Source organism: Halorussus sp. AFM4 (assembly GCF_051194995.1).
Classification (GTDB): Archaea; Halobacteriota; Halobacteria; order Halobacteriales; family Haladaptataceae; genus Halorussus.
In genome coordinates, this window is the sequence record NZ_JBNTJT010000004.1 from 297993 (window position 1) to 317219 (window position 19227).

Genomic DNA, 19227 nt, shown 5'->3' on the forward strand with positions numbered 1-19227 from the left:
TTCGGCGCGACCGGCCCTGCCCCGAACCGAGGCCCAGAGGAAAGAACGTTTTAGCCTCGGACGCCATCCGTCGTACAATGAGCGACTCCGGCCCGAAGCAGGTGGACTCGCCCGAGTACCACCACGAGAACCACACCGCCGCCCAGACCTGCGGGTGGACCGCCAACGCCATGCGCGGCGAGGGGAAGTGTTACAAGAACATCTTCTACGGCATCGAGTCCCACCGGTGCATCCAGATGACGCCCGTGGTCAAGTGCAACGAGCGGTGCGTCTTCTGCTGGCGCGACCACGCCGGCCACGCCTACGAGCTCGGCGACGTCGAGTGGGACGACCCCGAGGCCGTGGTCGACGCCAGCATCGACCTCCAGAAGAAGCTCCTCTCGGGGTTCGGCGGCAACGACGAGGTGCCCCGCGAGCGCTTCGAGGAGTCGATGGAGCCCCGCCACGTCGCCATCAGCCTCGACGGCGAGCCGACCCTCTACCCCTACCTGCCCGAACTCATCGAGGCGTTCCACGACCGCGACATCACCACGTTCCTGGTGTCGAACGGGACCCGGCCCGAGGTCATCCGGGAGTGCGACCCGACCCAGCTCTACGTCAGCGTCGACGCGCCCGAGCGGGCCACCTTCGACGAGGTGGTCAAGGCGATGGAGGACGACGCCTGGGAGAAGCTGGTCGACACGATGGACGTGCTCGCCGAGAAGGACGAGACCCGGACGGTGCTGCGCACCACGCTGGTCGGCGGCCAGAACGTCCACTCGCCCGACTGGTACGCCGCGTTCTACCGGCGCGCCGACCCCGACTTCGTGGAGCTGAAGTCCTACATGCACGTCGGCGAGTCCCGCGACCGGGTCGCCAGGGAGTCGATGCTCGACCACGAGGACGTCGTCGACTTCGCCGAGCAGATTCAGGCCCACATGCCCGACCACGAGTACCTCAAGGAGGTGCCGGTCTCCCGGGTCGCGCTGCTGTCGAAGACCGACGACACCTGGGTGCCCAAACTGAAGAAGGACAGCGAGTTCTGGGCGCGCGACCCCGTGACCGGGGACTGATCAGGTTTCGGTGGTACTCCCTGCGTCTTCGTCGCTGGTCCCGTTCGAGAGCCCCTCTCGAACTTCGTCGGGAAGTTCGGGCCGAGGGGCGTCTTCGTGGCGCTCGATTTTCTCGGACTTTCGAGTGTTCTTGTACAGCGCTCGGGCCACGGGAACTCCGCGGAGGTAATTGTACTCGTAGAGGACCTCGACGCCGCGCTCGGTGAAGCCGTAGAACTTCGAGGGGAGGTCTCGCTTATCTTCGCTCGGCTCGTAGCGATACAGGTCCAGAATCCCCGCCTCGACGAGATTGTCGAGTTGATCGCTGATTGCCGCCTTGCTCTTCGGGATCACGTAATTAAGCTCGTCGAGCGACGCGAGGTGCTTCGGATGGCCGAGGACGTATTGAACGATGAGATGGCGCGTCTCCTGCGAGAGGAGGTCGAAGATGCGCCGCTGCTCCTCGAACGGCCCGTCCTTACTGGCCGACGAGCTATCGCTCATGCGAATTGCTTCGGAAGGGTGACGAATAACACTTTGGGTCGACCAATCTGGTTTTCCATAGAGTTCCCGAACTAGTCGAAAAGATATAAACGAGTCCAGTACGAGCCATCGACCAATGGCGGACCCGTCGGTTCCCCCGAACGCTGACGAGATCGAGGCTGCCGTGGACGAGGCCCTTCACGGCCTCGAACTGGAGCCCTACGAGACAGCGAAGATTCTCGGGTTCGCAAACGAAGAGCTATCGCAGCTTCAGACACCGGAAACGTCATACTTCGTCCTCGGGAGTTACCGAGACCCCTACGTCCGCCGACTTAGAACGGTCGAGAACGAGCTCAACAAGCGACTCAGTTCCTACGCTTTCGTCATGGGAGATCTTCGGGAGATCGGACTCGACCGTCTTCCGGAGTTTAGAATCCGATTCCACCTCCTGGCATCGTACGCTGATTACGTCGTCGGAGTGTACGAGCAGGACGCGGGCGGCGAGGTGACGGAGTTGGGGAAGATCAGCGAAACGCCGTACTTCGACAAGTCGTACGTACTCCCCCGGGACTACTGCTGGATGACGGGGGAGAACTTCGATGGTAAGGCAGATGTCGTTGCCGCTGCGATGGCGATTTCGTACAGCGACGACCTCACAGAGGACGAGAAGACGAGCGAACTGGAATCGCTGGCCGCGGAGGCCCGGGAGAACGGAATCGACATCTCCAGAGACGATCTATCTACCGCTGTGGAAGAACAGAAAGCGGAGGAGACAGTCTCTTACAGTTGGGTCCATCTCAACGAGTTCCGCCTCTTCGAGTTGCACAACCGGTGTCAGCCGTGGGTCGAAGAGTCAGAGCTTCGGGATTCGACGGACATCGTGCCGACACCGAGTCGCCATCCCGATTGGGAAACGGAGTAGAGGGCTCTTCAACCCTGACCCTCTTTGTTCAGAGCCGCTCGACCTCCTCGCGGGTCGCCTCGCTCTCGACGTTCCCCGTGTTCGTCGTCTCGGTCGGCTCGAACAGCAGCACCTCGGCCTCGCCCCCGTCGGCGACCGGCCGGTGCTCGACGCCCGCCGGCACTACCAGCAGCTCGCCCTCGTCGAGCGTCGCGTCGTCCTCGTCCTCGAACTCGATGCGGAGCCGTCCGCGCCGCACCAGGAAGAGTTCGTCCGCTTCCTCGTGGTGGTGCCAGACGAACTCGCCCTCCAGCTTGGCGAGCTTGACCGCCTGTCCGTTGAGCTCCGCCGCGAGGCGGGGCGCCCACTGCTCGTCGAACGAGTCGAACCCGTCGTCGAGGTTCACCTTGTCCATACCCGTCCGTCGCCCGTGAGGGGGAAAGGTCTGGCTACCGGCGAGTTGACGTCGGCGATCGAGCAGTCAGAAAGCGAGCCCCACTACGGCCGGGGAACCGCTTCGGCCGCCTGCACGTCCTCGGACTTCTCGACCCGGGCGTACACCGGCCGCCACACCTCGGGGTCGAACAGCCCCACCTCGTCGAAGAGGTCTCGCGCCCGGTCGGTGAACCGGTAGAACGTCCGGACGCTCGACTCGGCGTCGTCGGGCTGTTCACCCGGCTCGTAGGTCGGCCTCTCCAGGACGCCGGCCTCGACCAGGTCGCTCAGCCGTCGGCCGACGGTCCGGCGCGAGACGTCGGGGTTCATCCAGTTCAGTTCCTTCTCGCTCGGGGCGCCCTCGGGGTGGCCCGCGACGTCGACGAGGAGGTCGTGGGCCACGTCCTCGGTGGCGACGTGGAGGAGCCGACGGCGCGTCTCGGTCGCCTCGCGGGCGTCGGCGTCCGCGGCATTTGCCCCGCCGGCGGTGGAGGTGAGGTCGGCCATCTGTCTTCCTGGTTCGGCGTAGGCGCTCCGAGTACAATAACCTTGTACAGAATCTGCACATGCCTGACGTCGCTTCGATACCATCGGCGCACCGTTCGGCCCGACCCGAAAATTTACCGTACCGCACGACCCGAAGCAAGTATGCCAGACGACGGCGAGCAATCGAGCGCCGCGACGGCCGAATAGCTCGGCACGCTGCTCGACGAGTACGAGTCGTTCACCGGGCAGACCATCGACCGCCGCGAGTACGCCGCACTCAAGCGGGCGGTCGAGACGGACGTGGTGCCCGTCGCGGCGGCCGACCGGTCGTTCTTCGTCCTCGGGAGCGACGACGAGGAGGACCGGCTCCGACTGGTCGAGGAGCGGCTCGACGCCGTCGGCGAGCCGTTCCTGTTGAAGGACCTCCGGGCGTTCGACGACCTCCTCCGGTGGACGACCCAGTTCAAGGTGATGGCGAACCGGGCGACCCACATCGTCGGGCTGTACGAGCACTCCGACGGCGGCCACGAGTGGGAGGCGGGCTGGCTCGACCACGAGCCGTACCGGGGGAAGTTCACCGCACTGAAACGCGACTACCCCGACCTCGACCCGGCCGAGGAGCCCTTCGACGGGATGTTCGCTCACTTCCTCGAAACGCTCGCGGCGCTGGGGCAGGTGCACCGGTTCGAGGCCCCCGAGGGCGCCTCCGACGACGAGGTCGAGCGGGGAGTGAAAGACTCCATCCGCGCGTACAAGAACGAGATGCCCGGAATCGACGCGAACGACCGCGGCGCCGAGGGAAAAGAATAGGTGTCGGCGTCCCCGAGTACGACATCCGACCGAGTCGCCGTGCGACTCGCCCGCACACCGTTCCAATTCTGAGAACCGTACCGCTTCCGTTATGCTTAAACGGCGAGCGGACGGAGTGTCGGGTATGTCAGCGACACGGCCGCGCGCAGTCGGCTACGACGAGCTCGCGGCGCTCAAGCTCCTCGCGCTCGACGGCGGGCTCGACGGGGAGGTCAAGATCTCCTGCGCCGGGCTCGCCGACCGGCTCGACGCCTCCAACCAGACCGCCTCGCGGCGGCTCCAGCGGCTCGACGAGGCCGGGCTGGTCGAGCGCGAGATGGTCAGCGACGGCCAGTGGATCTCGATCACCGAGGACGGCGAGTGGTCGCTCAAGCGCGAGTACGAGGACTACCGCCGCATCTTCGAGACGCCCGCCGGCGTCGACCTGACCGGCGTCGTCACCAGCGGGATGGGCGAGGGCCGCCACTACATCTCGCTGCCGGGGTACATGGAGCAGTTCGAGGAGCGGCTGGGCTACGAGCCGTTCCTGGGCACGCTCAACGTCGAGCTCTCCGACGAGAGCGTCCGCGCCCGGTCGGCGATGGAGGCGCTGGACCCGGTCCACATCGACGGCTGGGAGGACGACGACCGGACCTACGGCCCGGCGGTCTGCTACCCCGCCGTGGTCGAGACCCAGGACGGGGAGGTGTACGAGGAGGCCCACACCATCGCGCCCGAGCGCACCCACCACGACGAGGACCAGCTGGAGGTCATCGCGCCGGTCAAGCTCCGCGAGGAACTCGACCTGGCGGACGGCGACCACGTGACCGTCCACGTCGAGGAGAAAGCATGAGCCAGGCCGCTGCGGGCGTCGAGGCCGCGGTCGAGGCGTTCCGCGAGGGGTCGCCGGTGCTGGTCCACGACGCCGCCGACCGCGAGGGCGAGACCGACCTGATCTATCCGGCTGCGGCGGTCACGCCGGCGGACGTCTCGCGGATGCGCAACGACGCCGGCGGCCTCGTCTGCGTCGCGCTGGCCGACGAGGTGGCCGCGGCCTTCGACCTGCCCTTCCTGGAGGAGGCGCTCGACCACCCCGCGAGCGCCGATCACGACCTGGGCTACGACGAGCGGTCGTCGTTCTCGCTGCCGGTCAACCACCGCGACACCTACACCGGCATCACCGACGAGGACCGCGCGACGACCATCACGAAGCTCGCCGAGGCAGCCGCGAATCCGGACGCGACCGACTTCGCCGCGGCGTTCCGCGCGCCGGGCCACGTCCACCTGCTCCGGGCCGCCCCGGACCTGCTGGCCGACCGCGAGGGCCACACCGAACTCGGCGTCGCGCTGGCCGAGGCGGCCGGCCGCGAGCCCGCGGTCGTGGTCTGCGAGATGCTCGACGACGAGTCCGGCGAGGCGCTGGCGCCCGCCGACGCGCGGGCCTACGCCGAGCGCCACGGCTTCCCCTACGTCGAGGGCGCCGACGTCATCGAGCGCCTCGGCTGACTGAGCGCGCCGCCTCGCTCTCCTTCGTTCGGCTGAAGACGTCTCGCTCCCTTTCTTCGTGGAGGTCGCCCCGGTTCCGTCACTCGGAGACGTACTCGGATTCGAGCGCCCGCTGTCGTCGTACCGAGTCGTTGCGCAACACCGCCCAGACGAGCAGCGCGTCGACCGCGAGCAGCACCGCGGCGACGCCGGCCGCCAGCCGCGTCGAGTACGCGCCGGCGGCCCGGACCGCCGCGCCGGCGGTCGCCGCGATCAGCACGAGGGCGGTCACCCACTCCGAGAGGTCGACGTGCGGGGGGAGGTCGAACACGCGCGGCGGATTTCGACCCCTCCTATTTATCGCCACCGAACCCGGTCGCGGCGTCGACTCGGCGACCCTCACTACCGGTCAGGTCTCGGTCTCGGCCTGCCCGGTCTCGACCTCGCTGGCCTCGCGGTCGGGGAGGGCGAACCCCACGCCGCCGAACGCGAGCGCGAGCCCGACGTGGAGCCAGAGGTCGGCGAAGTCGGCGTTCAGCAGCGCCGCGGCCGCCTCGGGCAGCAGCAGCTGGAAGATGACCAGCAGGCCGTAGACGACGCCCGCCGCCTTGTTGAACTCGTCGGCGTACACCCCGTCGGCGTACAGCCCGGCCGCGATGGCCAGCACGCCCGTCAGGACGTGGAAGGAGTTGTGGAAGGCGTTGACGCCGAACACGAGCAGTTCCTCGCCCGCGGCGAACCCCACGATGCCCGCGACGAGGAGGACCGCGCCGAGCAGCACCGTCGCCGATATCTGGGTTCCCCCGCGGAGTCTGCCGTCGTCGGTCAGGTCGTCTGCCATGCGGACGATTGGGGTGCGCACCTGAAGCGGGTTGTTGCCGCGACGGACGACGGCGAGCCGCCTCGCTCGGCGTCGCCTCGCTCACCGCCGACCGCGGGCCGTCCGACTATGCCGACAGCCCCGCCAGCACCTCGTCGGCGTCGTCCAGATACGCCGCGAGATGGTCGTCGGTGTGGGCCAGCGAGAGGTGGTGGCGCTTGTAGGGGTTCGGCGTGAAGAAGTGGCCCCGCTCGCGCATCCCGGCCGCGAACTCCCGGAACCGGTCCCCGTCGAGGCCCGCCACGTCCCCGTAGTCGCGGGGCTCGCCCGTCACGCCGAACTGGACGCTGAAGATGCTGCCGTACCCGACAACCCGGCCTTCGATGCCGTGGTCGTCGAGCAGGTCACCGAGCCCCTCGCGGTACCGGTCGCCGAGCGCGCCGACCCGCTCCGGGACGTCCTCGGCCTCCACGATGTCGAGCGTCTCGCGGGCGGCCGCGAGGCCCATCGGGCTCCCCGAGTAGGTGCCGCTGATGACCACGCCCGACTCGTGGTCGCCGCCGGCCTGCGCGAGCAGGTCGGCCCGGCCGCCGACCGCCGCGACCGGGTAGCCGTTGCCCATCGCCTTGGCGACGCAGGTCAGGTCCGGCGTGACGTCGAGCTCGGCCTGCATGCCGTGTGCCGAGTGGCGGAACCCCGTGATGACCTCGTCGAAGACGAGGGGCACGTCGCGGGCGTCGGTCTCGGCCTCGAGGGCATCGAGGAACGGGTCGGTCGGCCGCAGGCAGCCCACCGAGTGCGGGACGGGTTCGAGGATGACGCCGGCCAGGTCGTCGCCGTGGCGCTCCATCGCCGCGCGGAGCGCGTCGGGGTCGTTGAACGGCACGACCACGGTGCTGTCGACCGCGGCCGACAGCATCCCGTCGGACTCGGGGTAGGGGTCGAGCTCCGGGCCGGCGTCGGTGCTGCGGTTTCTCTCATCGAGCTCCGCCGGCGGCGGGTAGACGCTCACGTCGACGTAGTCGTGCCAGCCGTGGTAACAGCCCTCGAACTTCAGTATCTTCTCGTTGCCGGTGTGGGCGCGGGCCAGCCGGATCGCGTGGTAGGTGGCCTCGCTGCCGCTGTTGCAGAAGTTGACCAGTTCGACGCTCGGCAAGAGGTCGACGAGGCGCTCGGCCACCTCGACCTCCAGCTCGGTCGTCGCGGCCCCGTAGAGCACCCCGCTGTCGATGGCCGCCTTGGCCGCGGCGTCGACCGCCTCGTGACCGTGGCCCAGCAGGACGGGGCCGAACGCGAGGTGGTAGTCGGTGAGGCTCTCGCCGGCGACGGTCGTGAGGGTCGCGCCCTCGGCGGCCTCGAAGGCGATGTCCCCGAGCTCGTAGGCCTGCGCCCGCAGGCCGGTCTGGGCCCCGCCGGGGATGACCGACCGGGCCCGGGAGACGAGTCTGTCGGTGCGGTCGTCCATGAAAAATGAGTGTCGGTACCGAGCTACGAGTCGCCTTCGGTGCCGGCAACCATGCCGGCGACGTTACCGACGTTCATCGCGATCGCGAGCACGACGGCGATGACGAAGACGATGAACGACGAGATGGCGTTCATCTTGGGCGCCGTCCCGTACTTGATCATCGAGTACATCGAGGTCGTCAGCACGTCCATCGTGCCCTTCACGAAGTAGACCCGGATGAAGTCCTCGAACGAGCGGATCCAGGCGAACAGGAAGCCCGCGCCGATGGCCGGCGCCACGATGGGCAGCGTGATGTCCCGGAACACCGTCAGCGGGTCCGCGCCGAGGTCCCGGGCCGCCTCCTCGAGCGACTCGTCGAACGTGTAGAGCCGCGAGGTGACCATCAGCAGCACGAACGGGAACCCGTACACGCTGTGGGTCAGCACCACGGTCAGGAACCCGGGGACGATGCCGAGCAGCGTCCGGAAGTAGATGAGCAGCGCGATGCCCATCACGACGCCCGGGATCACCATCGGGAGGATGCCGAACGTCCGGTACAGCTCCTTGAACGGGAAGTCGTACCGGGCGAGCGCGAAGCTGGCAAGCACCCCCAGCACCGTCGCGATCGACGCCGACAGCGTCGCGATCTGGACGCTGTTCCAGAGCGCGAACATCAGGGTCCCGTCGGCGAACGTCGCCGCGTAGTGGTCGAGCGTGAACCCCTGGAACGGGAAGATGGTGCTGGCGTTGACCGCGAACGACAGGAACATCATCACGAGCAGCGGGATCCACAGGAACACCAGCAGCGCGCCCGCGACCAGCCAGAGGCCGCGGCTCAGCAGCCACTCCTTGCGCTCGTGGCCCAGCAGGCGCGACGGCGTCGCGGTCCCGTGCGCTTCGTCCGCCGTGGAACCGGTCTCGGTCGCCATCTCAGACACCTCCCAGGTCCTCGATGCTGACGTACCGGAACGCCACCACGAACGCCACGACGATCGACACCACGATGAACATGGAGGCGGCGCTGCCGTAGCCGATGGCGTACAGCGAGTTGATGCGGCTCTCGATGAGCTGGCCGATCATCAGCACCTTCCCCTGGCCGAGGAACCGCGGCGTGATGAACGCGCCCAGCGCCGGCACGAACACGAACAGGCTCCCGCTGATCATCCCGGGGAGGACCAGCGGGACGATGACGTCCTTCAGCGCGTCGACCCGGCTCGCCCCGAGGTCGCGCGCGGCCTCGACCAGCGAGAAGTCGAGCCCTTCGAGGCTGGCGTACAGCGACAGCAGCATGTACGGGAAGTACGCGTGGGTCAGCCCCACGATGATCGCCGGCACCCCGTAGTTGAGCAGGCCGACGGGGTCGCTCACCAGCCCGAGCCGCATCAGCGCGCTGTTGAGCACGCCGTTCTGCCCGAACATGAGGTACCACGAGTAGGCCCGCACCAGGTACATGGTGAAGAACGGCAGCAGCACCAGGAAGATCACCACCTTGAACGTGGTGCCGCCCCGCCGGGCCAGCAGGTACGCGAGCGGGAACGCCAGCACCAGGCAGAGGACGGTGGTCACCGCCGCGATGAAGTACGACAGGAACAGCGACTGGAAGAACGCGCTGTTCCAGAACGCGCCCTGGCCCGAACCGAGCTGGGTGTAGTTGTCCAGCGTCGGCTGCCAGACGATCTGGTAGGCGTCGTTGACGTTCAGGAAGCTGACCGTCACCATGAACGTGAGCGGTGCGAGCAGCAGCAGCACCAGCCAGACCAGTCCCGGCCCGGCGGTGATCGACAGCCGCGTCCCCCGGGAGGCGAACGCGCCCACCAGCTGCTGGCGAAGCGTCTCCGACCGACGAGGTGAGTCTACGGACATGAGGTAGGACGGTTACGCGGTCTTGATCTCCTCCCACGCCTTGATCCAGGCATCCTCGTTCTCGACGGCCTTGAACGGGATCATCTGCTCGAGGCGCGAGGGGTCGACCGAGCCGTACATGTCGTTCTCCTCCTTCGAGAGCTGGTTCTGGGTCTTGGGGTTGGCGCTGGGCGAGTAGCCGACCTTCGCGAGCTTCGCGCCGAGCTTCGGCGCGATGAACTCGTTGACGACCTTCCAGGCCAGCTCCTTGTTCTTCGACTTCTTCGAGACGACGGCCGACTCGAACCACGCCAGCGACCCCTCCTTCGGGGCGGCCATCTTCGGCCAGTCGGTGCCGTTGGCCCACATCTCGACGATCTCGTTGCGGCCCGACTGGCCGATGACGAAGTTCCCCTGCTTGAGCGACTTGATGTAGGTCGGGTCGGCCGCGATGTACCCCTGGAGCAGCGGCTTCTGGTCGATCATCGTCTGCTTGACCTTCTGGATCTGCTGCTCGGAGAGCGTGACCTTCTGGCCCTCGAACGCGTCGCGCATCCCCAGGTAGAGCGCCGCGGCGCTCATCGCCTTGAAGTGGTTGTCGTACATGACGATGTTGCCCTCGTACTCGTCGGAGAACAGCTTCGCGTAGGTGGGCTCGTGGTCCTCGACCTTCCGGGAGTCGTAGGAGTAGCCGTACCAGCCGAACCGGATCGGCACCCCGTAGAGGTTGCCGCCGGAGGTGAACTGGTTGTCGGCGAAGCCCCGGAACACGTCGTAGATGTCGCCGTAGTTCGAGACCACGTCCTTCGGCACCGAGTCGACGAGGCCGGCGTCGACCATCTTGGGGACGTAGTTGTTGTTCGGGACCGCGATGTCGTACTGGGCGTTCTGGCCCGAGTTCCACGACGAGAACATCTTCGACGAGGAGGTCGACTTCGTGAACTTGACCTTCACGTCGAGTCGGCTCTCGATGTCCTTCTTGAGGTCGGCGTACTCCTCCCAGGTCAGGATGTTGATGGTGGGGGTGCCGCCGCCTCCGCCGCCGAAGCCGCCGATGCAGCCCGCGGTGAGGCCGAGGGCGCCCGCGGCGCCCGACGCTTTCAGGAACGTCCGGCGGTCGCTACCGGTCGTCGTCGTCGATTCGTCTCCGCTGCCGTCCGAGTTGCTGGGCATGTCATGCCACCTCACAGAGACCTACCTTAGTTCTTACTCAATCACTCCGCCAGAATTGGTAACACAGTGCAGCATTTCGCCGATTATTGGAAAATTGTGGAGGTTTCCTGTACCCTAGTTAAAACATCTGCCGACAGTTCCGAAACAGTTTATGCGGAGCGGTGAGCTACGCTGGCGTATGTCAACTGGTGGCGATGGGCTAATACGCCTCGACGGCGTCCGCAAGGAGTTCGGCGACGTGACCGCCGTCGAGCAGGTCGACCTGCAGGTGAACCAGGGCGAGTTCTTCTCGCTGGTCGGGCCGTCGGGGTGCGGGAAGACCACGACGCTCCGGATGATCAGCGGGTTCGAGACCCCGACCCGGGGGTCGGTCCACATCGACGGACAGGACATGGCCGGCGTCCCGCCGGACGCCCGGGACACCAACCTCGTGTTCCAGCACCACTCGCTGTTCCCCCACATGACCGTGGGCGAGAACGTCGCCTACGGCCTCGAGAAGGCGGGCGTCGACGCCGACGAGCGCGAGCGGTACGTCACCGAGTACCTCGAACTCGTCGACCTCGACGGGTACGAGGACCGCAGCCCCGACGACCTCTCGGGCGGCCAGCAGCAGCGGGTGGCGCTGGCGCGGGCGCTGGTCAACGAGCCCAGCGTCCTGCTGTTCGACGAGCCGCTGTCGAGCCTCGACCGGAAGCTCCGCAAGCAGATGCAGGTCGAGCTCCGGAAGATCCACGAGAAGACCCAGGGCGCGTTCTTCTACGTCACCCACGACCAGGAGGTCGCGATGACCCTCTCGGACCGCCTCGCGGTCATGAACGAGGGCCGCATCGAGCAGGTCGGCACGCCGGAGGAGATCTACCGCGAGCCCGCCAGCGAGTTCGTGGCCGACTTCATCGGCGACACCAACCTGCTGGAGGGGCAGGCGGTCGAAGCCGACGGCCGGACCACCGTCGAGGTCGGCGGCGACGCGGGCTTCTCGTTCGACCCCGCCGAGCGCGTCAGCCCCGGCGAGGTGACCGTCTCCATCCGGCCCGAGGACTTCCGGCTGGCCGAGAACGGCGACGCGACGTTCGAGGGCGAGGTCGTCGAGCGCTACTTCCAGGGCGACCAGACCAACTACGTCGTCGACGCGGGCGCCGACGGCCTCTCGGACGTCCAGGTCGTGATGCAGGGCCGCGACAGCCCGGTCTCGCCGGGCGAGCGCGCCGGGTTCGCGATCGAGCCGGACGCGCCGGTCGTCTTCGAGCGGTAGTCGGCTCCGTCGCAGTGGGAATCGCCGCCGTCTGAATCCTCCTTCTTCGCGCCCGGGCGGCGGTCGCCGGTGCCGCGAACCGGTGTGCCGAACCGTGAACACTCTTAAAGGAGGCCTCCGAACGTCTGCACGTATGAGCTTCGACGAGATGGACGTGGACACGATCTGGATGGACGGCGAGTTCGTCGACTGGGACGACGCCCAGGTCCACGTCCTCACCCACGGCCTGCACTACGGGAGCGGCGTGTTCGAGGGCGTCCGCTGCTACGACACCGAGAACGGCCCGGCCATCTTCCGGTGGGACGAGCACCTCGAACGGCTGTACAACTCGGCCAAGCCCTACGACCTCGACATCGACCACGACCCGGCGGAGCTGACCGAGGCGACCAAGGAACTCATCCGGCGCCAGGACCTCGCGTCCTGCTACGTCCGACCGGTCGTCTTCTACGGCTACGGCAGCCTCGGGGTGAGCCCCGGCGACAACCCGACCCGGACCGCCATCGCGGCGTGGCCGTGGGGCGCGTACCTCGGCGACGAGGCGCTGGAGAACGGCGTCGAGGTCATGGTGTCGTCGTGGCGCAAGCACGCCTCCAGCCAGATCCCGACCAACGCCAAGACCACCGGCCTCTACGTCAACAGCATGCTCGCCGGCGAGGAGGCCCGCCGGAACGGCTTCGCCGAGGCCATCGTGCTCAACAAGGAGGGCAACGTCGCCGAGGGGCCCGGCGAGAACCTGTTCCTCGTCCGGGACGGCGAGATCTACACGCCCGGGCTCTCCGAGAGCATCCTCGACGGCATCACCCGCGACTCGGTCATCACGCTGGCCGAGGAGTTGGGCTACGAGGTCCACGACAACGCGAGCATCTCGCGGGGCGAGCTCAACACCGCCGACGAGCTGTTCTTCACCGGGTCGGCCGCGGAGGTCACGCCCATCCGGAAGGTCGACAACGTCGAGATCGGCGACGGCGGCCGCGGTCCGGTCACCGAGGAGCTCCAGTCGCGGTTCTTCGACGTCGTGAACCGGCGCACCGACGACCACGAGGAGTGGTTCGAGTACGTCGAGGCGTAAGCGCGGTTCGATCCGGAGACCGGCCGTACCTTTATTGTCGCGTTGATCGGAGTGGCGGCGTATGGAGGGTGGGAGAGCGGACATCGAGTTCCTGGCGAGGTCGGCGGTACGAGTCGAGGTGATGGACGCCTTACGCCGGGAGGGGGAGCTGAGTAGAACCGAGCTGCGTGACCGAATAGACGCGTCCCGGACGACCGTCCAGCGCAATCTGGAGGCGCTCGAAGACCGGGGATGGGTTCGAAGTCGCGGTCGAGCGTACTCGCTGGCGACGTGCGGGGAGTTGATCGCCGACGAGTTCACCGGTTTCCGCGAGACCGTGTCCGCCGCCGAACACCTCCAACCCGTCTTGAAGTGGCTCGATCGGTCGGACCTGGACCTGGATCTCCGGTTACTGTCGGACGCGACCGTCGTCACGGCCTCGCAGGGCGATCCGTGGGCGATGGTGAACCGCCACGTCAAACGCCTCGAGGAGGCAGAGACGGTACGGGCGATTCTCCCGCTCGTCGGGCTCCACGCCATGGAAGTCACTCGCGATCGGATCCTGGACGGCAGTGCTCGCATAGAGTTCATCGGGACCTCGAGCGTCATCGACACCCTCCGGAACAGCTCCGACTACCGGCCAATATACGACGACCTGCTCGGATCTGACCGATTCGAGCTGTACGCTACCGACGAGGAGGTCCGTTACTACCTGGGAGTTCTCGACGATATCGTGCAGATCGGCGTCGACGAGGACGGTGAACCGCGTGCGCTCCTGGAGACGGAGAACAGCGAGGTCCATCGCTGGGCCCGGGATACCTACGCGGAGCACCTGTCCCGGGCGCGACCCGTGGGGTAGACCGGACGCCTCCAGAGCGGCGAGTACGGTCCCCGATTTCGCGTCGAGTGTCCGTGTGCAGGGGGTGACCGCTGTGCGCGGGGTACACTGACATTGGTCCTCGTGATCTTCTACGAGTACGTGGAACGCGTGCCAGGGCGTCTGGGGGAAGGTCGGAACAGCGAGCGACTCCCACACCCTCGGGCACGCCGCCGTTCGTCCGCGACAAGGTGATCTGCTATGGAGGCTGTCATTGCCAAAGAGACCGAGGCATCGAGCGGAGGGCGATACCACCTGTTGAACGAGGCCGAGACCGCGAGCCTGTGCGGGTCGATCAACGCAGAGAGCCAGTTCGCCGCCGACGTTCACCGGCGGCTATCGCCGGCGGCGGCCGAGCGACGCGGACTGACCCTCTGCGGACGCTGTTCGCACATCGCCGGTCAGCGGGCCGCGGCGACGCCGGAAGCGAGCGAGTGACGCGCCGTTCGCGTCCGCGCGGTGGTGTCACTGCGGCGGCGTCGACTGGGTCTCCTTCTCGTCCTCGACGTCGATGGGGATGCCCGACTCGCTGGTCTCCCCGAAGCCGGCGCTCAGCACGCGGGTCAGCGCGTCCTCGACGCTCTCGTCGGTCTCCTCGAACTCGTGGGGCTCGGCCTCGATGACGAACCCGGTGGTGATGTTCGGCGCGGTCGGCATGAAGAGGAGTTCGCGGCCGTCGTCGGTCTTCTTGCCCGTCTTGAACGCGGTCATCCGCATGTTCCCGAAGACCTTCACCTTGACCGGGGCCTGGAGGTCGGTCGAGTCCGAGAGCGCGGTCTCGGCCGCCATCTTCGAGGCGTTGTAGACGACCCGGAGGCCGGGGAGCCGGTTCATCACGCCGTCGATGGCGCCCTCGACCAGCGACCCGACCGCGGTCCGCATCATGTAGCCGACGCTCAGGACGAGCATCGAGAAGACGACCAGGACGGTCGCGACCCGGATGGGCGGCGTGACGTCCTGGAGGAACGGCAGGCCGGCGATCGCCAGGTAGAGCCACGCGATGATGTAGGCCGTGACGAGGATGGGCAAGATGACGACGAGTCCGCTCGCGATGTCGCGCTTCCACGAGGACATTTATCGGGTGTATCCGAGCGCAGGCCCATAAACTAGATGTTCTCTGACGGGCCCCGCCGCCGAACGCCGCGCGGGAGACGGCCCGCCGCCGGGGTCCTGCCGGCGACGCGCACCCCCGCGCCCGGCGCCGTTGCCTCGCTCACCGGCCGAGGACCGCCCGGAGCGCGAACGTCAGGTTCTCCTTGCGCTCCATCACGCGCCGGTAGAAGTACGACAGCCACTTGTCGCCGTAGGGGACGTACTGCCAGACCTCGTACTCCTCGGCCAGGTCGTACTGGGCGTCCTCGCGCACGCCCATCAGCATCTGGATCTCGAAGTCGGTCCCGTACTCCTCGTGGAGCGCCTTCGCGCGGTCGATCATCTCCGGGTCGTGGCTGCCGACCGCGATGCCGCCGTCGAAGTGCTCGAACATGTACTCGAGGTGCCGGCGGTAGGCGTCGTCGACGACCGACTTCTCCTCGTACGCGATCTCGGCCGGCGGGTCGTAGGCGCCCTTGACCAGCCGGACCTTCCCCGGAACCTCCGCGAGGCGTTCGAGGTCGTCGTCGGTGCGCCGGAGGTTCGACTGGACGCAGACCCCGACGCCGCCCTCGTGGCGGCGCGCCAGCTCCTCGTAGGCGTCGAGGGTCGCGTCGGTCGTCGTGTGGTCCTCCATGTCGATCCAGACGAACACGCCCGCGTCGGCGGCGTAGTCCGCGATGCGCTCGACGTTCTCGCGGAACACCTCGGTGCCGGCGTCGAGGCCGATCTGGGAGGGCTTGACCGAGATGCAGGCGTCGACCGCGGTGTCGCCGATGTCGTCGACGAGCCGGAGGTACGCCTCGGCGTCCTCGTCGGCCGGCCCGCGGTCGTCGTAGTGCTCGCCCAGCAGGTTCAGGATGGCCCTGACGTTCCGGTCGTTCAGCTCCCGGGCGTGGTCGAGCGCCTCGGCCGGCGTCTCGCCGGCGACGAACCGACTGGCGACGGGGGGAATCATGGTCGGCCCTTGGGACCCCTCGTCTTATAACGTTGCTATCTCCGCTACCGCCGCGAAAAGAGGCGCTCGGACCGCGCGAAAAGCGAGTCGGTGAGCCAGCTTCAGGCGGTCTGGTTACCGTCGGTCTCGTTGCCGCCACCGCCGTTCTGGCCGTCACCGCCGCCGCCGTCGACCGGCTGGAACTGGATGGTGATGAGGCCGAGTTCGTTCGCGCCTTCGTCGAGGTACTGGTTCTCGTCGGCGCCCACGAACGCGTCGTCGGTGACGTCGGGCCCGATACCGTACTCCTCGAAGTCGTCGGGGCCGAACGTGCCGAACACGGGACTCGTCCGGTACGTCTGGCCCTGCTGGACGTTCACGTCGTTGGGGATGAACAGGAAGCCCCACTCCTGGCCGGCGAACTGCCACTCGATGACGTGGGCGTTCATGTTCCGGAAGACCGCCGGGTTCTGGAACAGCAGGCCCTGATTCTCCTCGTTGAGGAAGTCCTCCTCGTTCTGGTTGTACACCGGGGCCCACGGCAGCGGCTTCGACCGGACCGTGAACTGCGCCCGCGGGTAGTAGTTGGTCTGGAACATCAGCCCGCGCTTCCAGTCTCCGCCGTCGCCGTCCTGCTGGCCGGCGACGGTGCCCGCGCCGGAGACGCCCAGCGCGAGCCCGCCCGACGCGAGCGCGCTGGACTTCATGAACGTTCTCCGCGACGATTCGCCCGTGAGTTCCTCGATGATGGTGTCGTCTTCCGTCATTGTTTGTCTCGGGTAGTGGTGGTTCGCGAACTGTGCGGCATCAGAACTCGTCGGCCGCGCCGACCTGCTGGAACGTCACGTTGATCAGGTTCGACCGGGGCGTCTCGCCGCCGCCGTCGCCGCCCTCCTGGTTGATGTCGCCCCAGTCGGCGCCGAGCCGGTAGAGGACGCCCTGCTCGACCTCCGCGTCCTGGTACGGGAAGAAGTACGCGAAGGTGTTCTGGGCGTTCGTGTACTGGATGATGCGCGTGTTGAAGCTGCTCAGCAGCCCGCCCTCCCCGACCCCCGCCGGGTTCGGGACGGCTTCGAGTTCGCCCGAGACGACGTGGAACTCCCCGTTCGGGAAGAACTGGTTCTGGAACATGTACGCCTCCATCTGCTCTCCCTCCTCTTGCAACGCAGCCTCGCTCGCCGTGATGTCGCTGTTCTGGTTCCCCATCATTGTTGTAGAGAGTCACTGTCCCGCGTCAGGACATCAGTATCAACTCCGTCCACGCGGTTAATGCCGTTGGCCAATTGCTGATATAACCCGCTTTTAGCCCATCTAAACGCCGTTTTACTCGGTCCGTCGGCGGAACAACGGACCGTTACCTGAAGTACGAGGCGAGTGTCTGCCCGCCGGAGCGGGAGCTGTCGTCGAAGTGGTAGATCGCGGCCTGGACCGCGAACCCCGCCGCCAGCAGCGCGAGGTTCCGCACCGGCGCCCCGAGCGGGACGATCTCGTAGTGGAGCTTCCGGTTGAACACCGGCCAGAACGGGCTGACCGGCTGCGTGCCGGGGAGCAGGACGAGCACGTCGGCGACGATGTGGCCGGCGACGCCGAGGAACGTGCCGACGGTGGCCCACACGAACACGCGCTTCGGACTCAGGGTCGGCCAGCGGGGCGTCGCCGGCGAGACGACGTACGCCCAGTAAGCGGCCCCTGCGAGCGCCCCGACGACGACCGCGGCGACGGCCGCGAACAGGAACGTGTGGGTCACTCCGTGGTGGACCACGCCCGGCACGTGTTTGTCGATGTCCGGCAGCACGGCCACGAGGAGGACGAACGTCGAGAACACCGTGCCGGCTTTCCGACCCAGGAAGGCGGCGACCGGTGCGGCGACGAGGAGCGCGACGCCGTAGTGACCAGCGGGGTACACGGGTGGAACGACCTGCGACGAGGTATGCCGCGGAGGTAGGTAACGGTTATCGCCGGCGGGTCACGGCGGATACGGGACGCCGAGTCGGTGGTACCCCCACGCCATCAGTCCGAGCCCCGCTATCACACCGACGGCGAGCGCGACCACCGGCAGTAGCTGCCCCGGAATCGGACCGCGTACGGGATCGAAGAGCAACTGCCAGGTGCAGTACGACAGCAGCGCCGTCCCGGCGAGCACGGCCATCGGTTCGAGTGCGCCACTCACGGCCGGACGTACGCGGCCCCCCAACGTAAGCCCACTCGCCGGCGGCGAACCTCCGGTCCTTAAGGGTCGCGGGTCCGCGTGTCGTCACATGGGTGTCTTCGAGACCGTCGCGGTCGCGCTGTGGGCGATGCTGCCCGCCTACGTGCCGAACAACGCCGCGGTGCTGGCCGGCGGGGGCCGGCCCATCGACGCCGGACGGACCTGGAACGGGCGCCGACTCCTCGGCGACGGCAAGACGTGGCGGGGCACCGCGGTCGGGACCCTCGCGGGCGCCGCGCTGGCGCTGATTCTCAACGCGGCCGAACCGACCGTCTCGGACCTGCTCGGCGTCGCGCTGCCGACGTTCCCGCTCGCGGTCGTCGTCGCGCTCCCGGCGGGCGCGATGCTCGGCGACATCGCGGCGTCGTTCCTCAAGCGCCGGACCGGCCGCGAGCGCGGCGCGGCGTTCCCCGGCGTCGACCAGCTCGACTTCGTGGTGTTCGCGCTGCTGCTGGCGTTCCTGGCCGCGCCCGACTGGTTCGGCGACGTGTTCACCGTCCCGGTGCTCGCGGTCGTCGTCGTCGCGACCCCCGTCCTGCACCTGACGACCAACGGCATCGCCTACGCGCTCGGCCTGAAGGACGAGCCGTGGTAAACGACCGTTTTATTACGAGCGAGATCGCCCACAGACGATCTCCTTCGATAGAAAGCTCGACCAAAAACGCCGTCAGAGGAACGCTCTGGCGAGCCTGCGTGAACGGAGCGAACGCAGACGCTGCGCTCCTTCTTGCGCTTCGCTGCGGTCGTCGCTTGGTCCGCTCGCTCACTCGCTGCGCTCGTTCGCTCGCGGTGAACTACTGGTCTGCACCGCGACCGCAACTCCACTGCGGTCGTCGGCACGCAGACGTCGATTGCAGATAGTTGTCCGCCACCGTTCGCCGGCGTAATCCTCCGATCGTCGACCGGTAGCGCGCCCGAACCGT

25 protein-coding genes are annotated in these 19227 nt (G+C 67.5%); 10 read left to right on the plus strand and 15 right to left on the minus strand.

Features of this window, described 5'->3' with window-relative positions:
• Window positions 1-77 precede the first annotated feature (77 nt).
• Window positions 78-1052: a 4-demethylwyosine synthase TYW1 gene (gene twy1, locus ACQUQF_RS18860; RefSeq protein WP_435180680.1), complete on the plus strand. Its 975-nt coding sequence runs from the start codon at window positions 78-80 to the stop codon at window positions 1050-1052.
• Here the strand turns inward: twy1 and ACQUQF_RS18865 are convergent, their stop codons facing one another.
• Window positions 1053-1535, minus strand: a complete 483-nt coding sequence (locus ACQUQF_RS18865) for an ArsR family transcriptional regulator (protein WP_435180681.1) — start codon at window positions 1533-1535, stop codon at window positions 1053-1055.
• A 115-nt stretch (window positions 1536-1650) separates the two neighbouring features.
• On the opposite strand from ACQUQF_RS18865, the gene ACQUQF_RS18870 reads away from it, so the two are divergent.
• Window positions 1651-2436 carry a hypothetical protein gene (locus ACQUQF_RS18870; protein ID WP_435180682.1) on the plus strand — a complete coding sequence of 262 codons (786 nt, stop codon included), beginning with the start codon at window positions 1651-1653 and terminating at the stop codon, window positions 2434-2436.
• A 28-nt stretch (window positions 2437-2464) separates the two neighbouring features.
• Here the strand turns inward: ACQUQF_RS18870 and ACQUQF_RS18875 are convergent, their stop codons facing one another.
• Window positions 2465-2830, minus strand: a complete 366-nt coding sequence (locus tag ACQUQF_RS18875) for a cupin domain-containing protein (protein WP_435180683.1) — start codon at window positions 2828-2830, stop codon at window positions 2465-2467.
• 83 nt (window positions 2831-2913) lie between these two features.
• Window positions 2914-3357 (minus strand): ArsR family transcriptional regulator, encoded by a 444-nt coding sequence (locus ACQUQF_RS18880; protein WP_435180684.1) that lies wholly within the window; start codon window positions 3355-3357, stop codon window positions 2914-2916.
• 279 nt (window positions 3358-3636) lie between these two features.
• Between ACQUQF_RS18880 and ACQUQF_RS18885 the strand changes: the two genes are divergently transcribed.
• The 3 genes from ACQUQF_RS18885 (at window position 3637) to ribB (ending at window position 5631) form a co-directional block, all read left to right on the plus strand.
• Window positions 3637-4146 carry a hypothetical protein gene (locus ACQUQF_RS18885; RefSeq protein ID WP_435180685.1) on the plus strand — a complete coding sequence of 170 codons (510 nt, stop codon included), beginning with the start codon at window positions 3637-3639 and terminating at the stop codon, window positions 4144-4146.
• 124 nt (window positions 4147-4270) lie between these two features.
• On the plus strand, window positions 4271-4978 hold the full coding sequence (locus ACQUQF_RS18890) for a DUF120 domain-containing protein (RefSeq protein WP_435180686.1): 708 nt from the start codon (window positions 4271-4273) through the stop codon (window positions 4976-4978).
• Complete coding sequence (gene ribB / locus ACQUQF_RS18895) at window positions 4975-5631, plus strand: 3,4-dihydroxy-2-butanone-4-phosphate synthase (protein ID WP_435180687.1); 657 nt, start codon at window positions 4975-4977, stop codon at window positions 5629-5631. Before ACQUQF_RS18890 ends, ribB begins: the two co-directional genes overlap by 4 nt.
• Window positions 5632-5710: 79 nt before the next feature.
• Here the strand turns inward: ribB and ACQUQF_RS18900 are convergent, their stop codons facing one another.
• The 6 genes from ACQUQF_RS18900 to ACQUQF_RS18925 form a co-directional block, all read right to left on the minus strand.
• Window positions 5711-5941: a hypothetical protein gene (locus tag ACQUQF_RS18900; protein WP_435180688.1), complete on the minus strand. Its 231-nt coding sequence runs from the start codon at window positions 5939-5941 to the stop codon at window positions 5711-5713.
• Between the two features lie 78 nt (window positions 5942-6019).
• Window positions 6020-6451, minus strand: a complete 432-nt coding sequence (locus ACQUQF_RS18905; RefSeq protein ID WP_435180689.1) for a DUF4383 domain-containing protein — start codon at window positions 6449-6451, stop codon at window positions 6020-6022.
• A gap of 106 nt (window positions 6452-6557) precedes the next feature.
• The gene (locus ACQUQF_RS18910) at window positions 6558-7895 is read right to left on the minus strand and encodes an aspartate aminotransferase family protein (protein WP_435180690.1); all 1338 of its coding nucleotides are present in this window, start codon (window positions 7893-7895) and stop codon (window positions 6558-6560) included.
• Between the two features lie 23 nt (window positions 7896-7918).
• Complete coding sequence (locus ACQUQF_RS18915) at window positions 7919-8803, minus strand: ABC transporter permease (protein WP_435180691.1); 885 nt, start codon at window positions 8801-8803, stop codon at window positions 7919-7921.
• A 1-nt stretch (window position 8804) separates the two neighbouring features.
• Complete coding sequence (locus ACQUQF_RS18920; protein WP_435180692.1) at window positions 8805-9737, minus strand: ABC transporter permease; 933 nt, start codon at window positions 9735-9737, stop codon at window positions 8805-8807.
• A gap of 12 nt (window positions 9738-9749) precedes the next feature.
• Window positions 9750-10889 carry an ABC transporter substrate-binding protein gene (locus ACQUQF_RS18925; RefSeq protein ID WP_435180693.1) on the minus strand — a complete coding sequence of 380 codons (1140 nt, stop codon included), beginning with the start codon at window positions 10887-10889 and terminating at the stop codon, window positions 9750-9752.
• Between the two features lie 178 nt (window positions 10890-11067).
• On the opposite strand from ACQUQF_RS18925, the gene ACQUQF_RS18930 reads away from it, so the two are divergent.
• The 4 genes from ACQUQF_RS18930 to ACQUQF_RS18945 all read left to right on the plus strand — a co-directional run bounded on the left by ACQUQF_RS18930 (window position 11068) and on the right by ACQUQF_RS18945 (window position 14504).
• Window positions 11068-12141, plus strand: a complete 1074-nt coding sequence (locus tag ACQUQF_RS18930; protein ID WP_435180694.1) for an ABC transporter ATP-binding protein — start codon at window positions 11068-11070, stop codon at window positions 12139-12141.
• Between the two features lie 133 nt (window positions 12142-12274).
• Window positions 12275-13210 (plus strand): branched-chain amino acid transaminase, encoded by a 936-nt coding sequence (locus ACQUQF_RS18935; protein ID WP_435180695.1) that lies wholly within the window; start codon window positions 12275-12277, stop codon window positions 13208-13210.
• A gap of 61 nt (window positions 13211-13271) precedes the next feature.
• Window positions 13272-14048: a helix-turn-helix transcriptional regulator gene (locus ACQUQF_RS18940; protein WP_435180696.1), complete on the plus strand. Its 777-nt coding sequence runs from the start codon at window positions 13272-13274 to the stop codon at window positions 14046-14048.
• 219 nt (window positions 14049-14267) lie between these two features.
• A complete protein-coding gene (locus tag ACQUQF_RS18945) occupies window positions 14268-14504 on the plus strand; it encodes a hypothetical protein (RefSeq protein ID WP_435180697.1) in 237 nt (78 codons plus the stop codon).
• A 27-nt stretch (window positions 14505-14531) separates the two neighbouring features.
• Here the strand turns inward: ACQUQF_RS18945 and ACQUQF_RS18950 are convergent, their stop codons facing one another.
• From ACQUQF_RS18950 to ACQUQF_RS18975, 6 genes are all read right to left on the minus strand, one after another.
• On the minus strand, window positions 14532-15140 hold the full coding sequence (locus ACQUQF_RS18950) for a DUF502 domain-containing protein (RefSeq protein ID WP_435180698.1): 609 nt from the start codon (window positions 15138-15140) through the stop codon (window positions 14532-14534).
• A 139-nt stretch (window positions 15141-15279) separates the two neighbouring features.
• Complete coding sequence (locus ACQUQF_RS18955; RefSeq protein WP_435180699.1) at window positions 15280-16116, minus strand: proline dehydrogenase family protein; 837 nt, start codon at window positions 16114-16116, stop codon at window positions 15280-15282.
• A gap of 101 nt (window positions 16117-16217) precedes the next feature.
• Window positions 16218-16862, minus strand: a complete 645-nt coding sequence (locus ACQUQF_RS18960) for a twin-arginine translocation signal domain-containing protein (protein ID WP_435180700.1) — start codon at window positions 16860-16862, stop codon at window positions 16218-16220.
• Window positions 16863-16902: 40 nt separating this feature from the next.
• Complete coding sequence (locus ACQUQF_RS18965; RefSeq protein WP_435180701.1) at window positions 16903-17304, minus strand: hypothetical protein; 402 nt, start codon at window positions 17302-17304, stop codon at window positions 16903-16905.
• Between the two features lie 145 nt (window positions 17305-17449).
• On the minus strand, window positions 17450-18001 hold the full coding sequence (locus ACQUQF_RS18970; RefSeq protein WP_435180702.1) for a metal-dependent hydrolase: 552 nt from the start codon (window positions 17999-18001) through the stop codon (window positions 17450-17452).
• A 60-nt stretch (window positions 18002-18061) separates the two neighbouring features.
• Window positions 18062-18265 (minus strand): hypothetical protein, encoded by a 204-nt coding sequence (locus tag ACQUQF_RS18975; protein ID WP_435180703.1) that lies wholly within the window; start codon window positions 18263-18265, stop codon window positions 18062-18064.
• A gap of 88 nt (window positions 18266-18353) precedes the next feature.
• Here ACQUQF_RS18975 and ACQUQF_RS18980 point away from each other — a divergent pair, with 88 nt between their 5' ends.
• Window positions 18354-18899, plus strand: a complete 546-nt coding sequence (locus tag ACQUQF_RS18980) for a CDP-2,3-bis-(O-geranylgeranyl)-sn-glycerol synthase (protein ID WP_435180704.1) — start codon at window positions 18354-18356, stop codon at window positions 18897-18899.
• The last annotated feature ends 328 nt before the right edge of the window (window positions 18900-19227 follow it).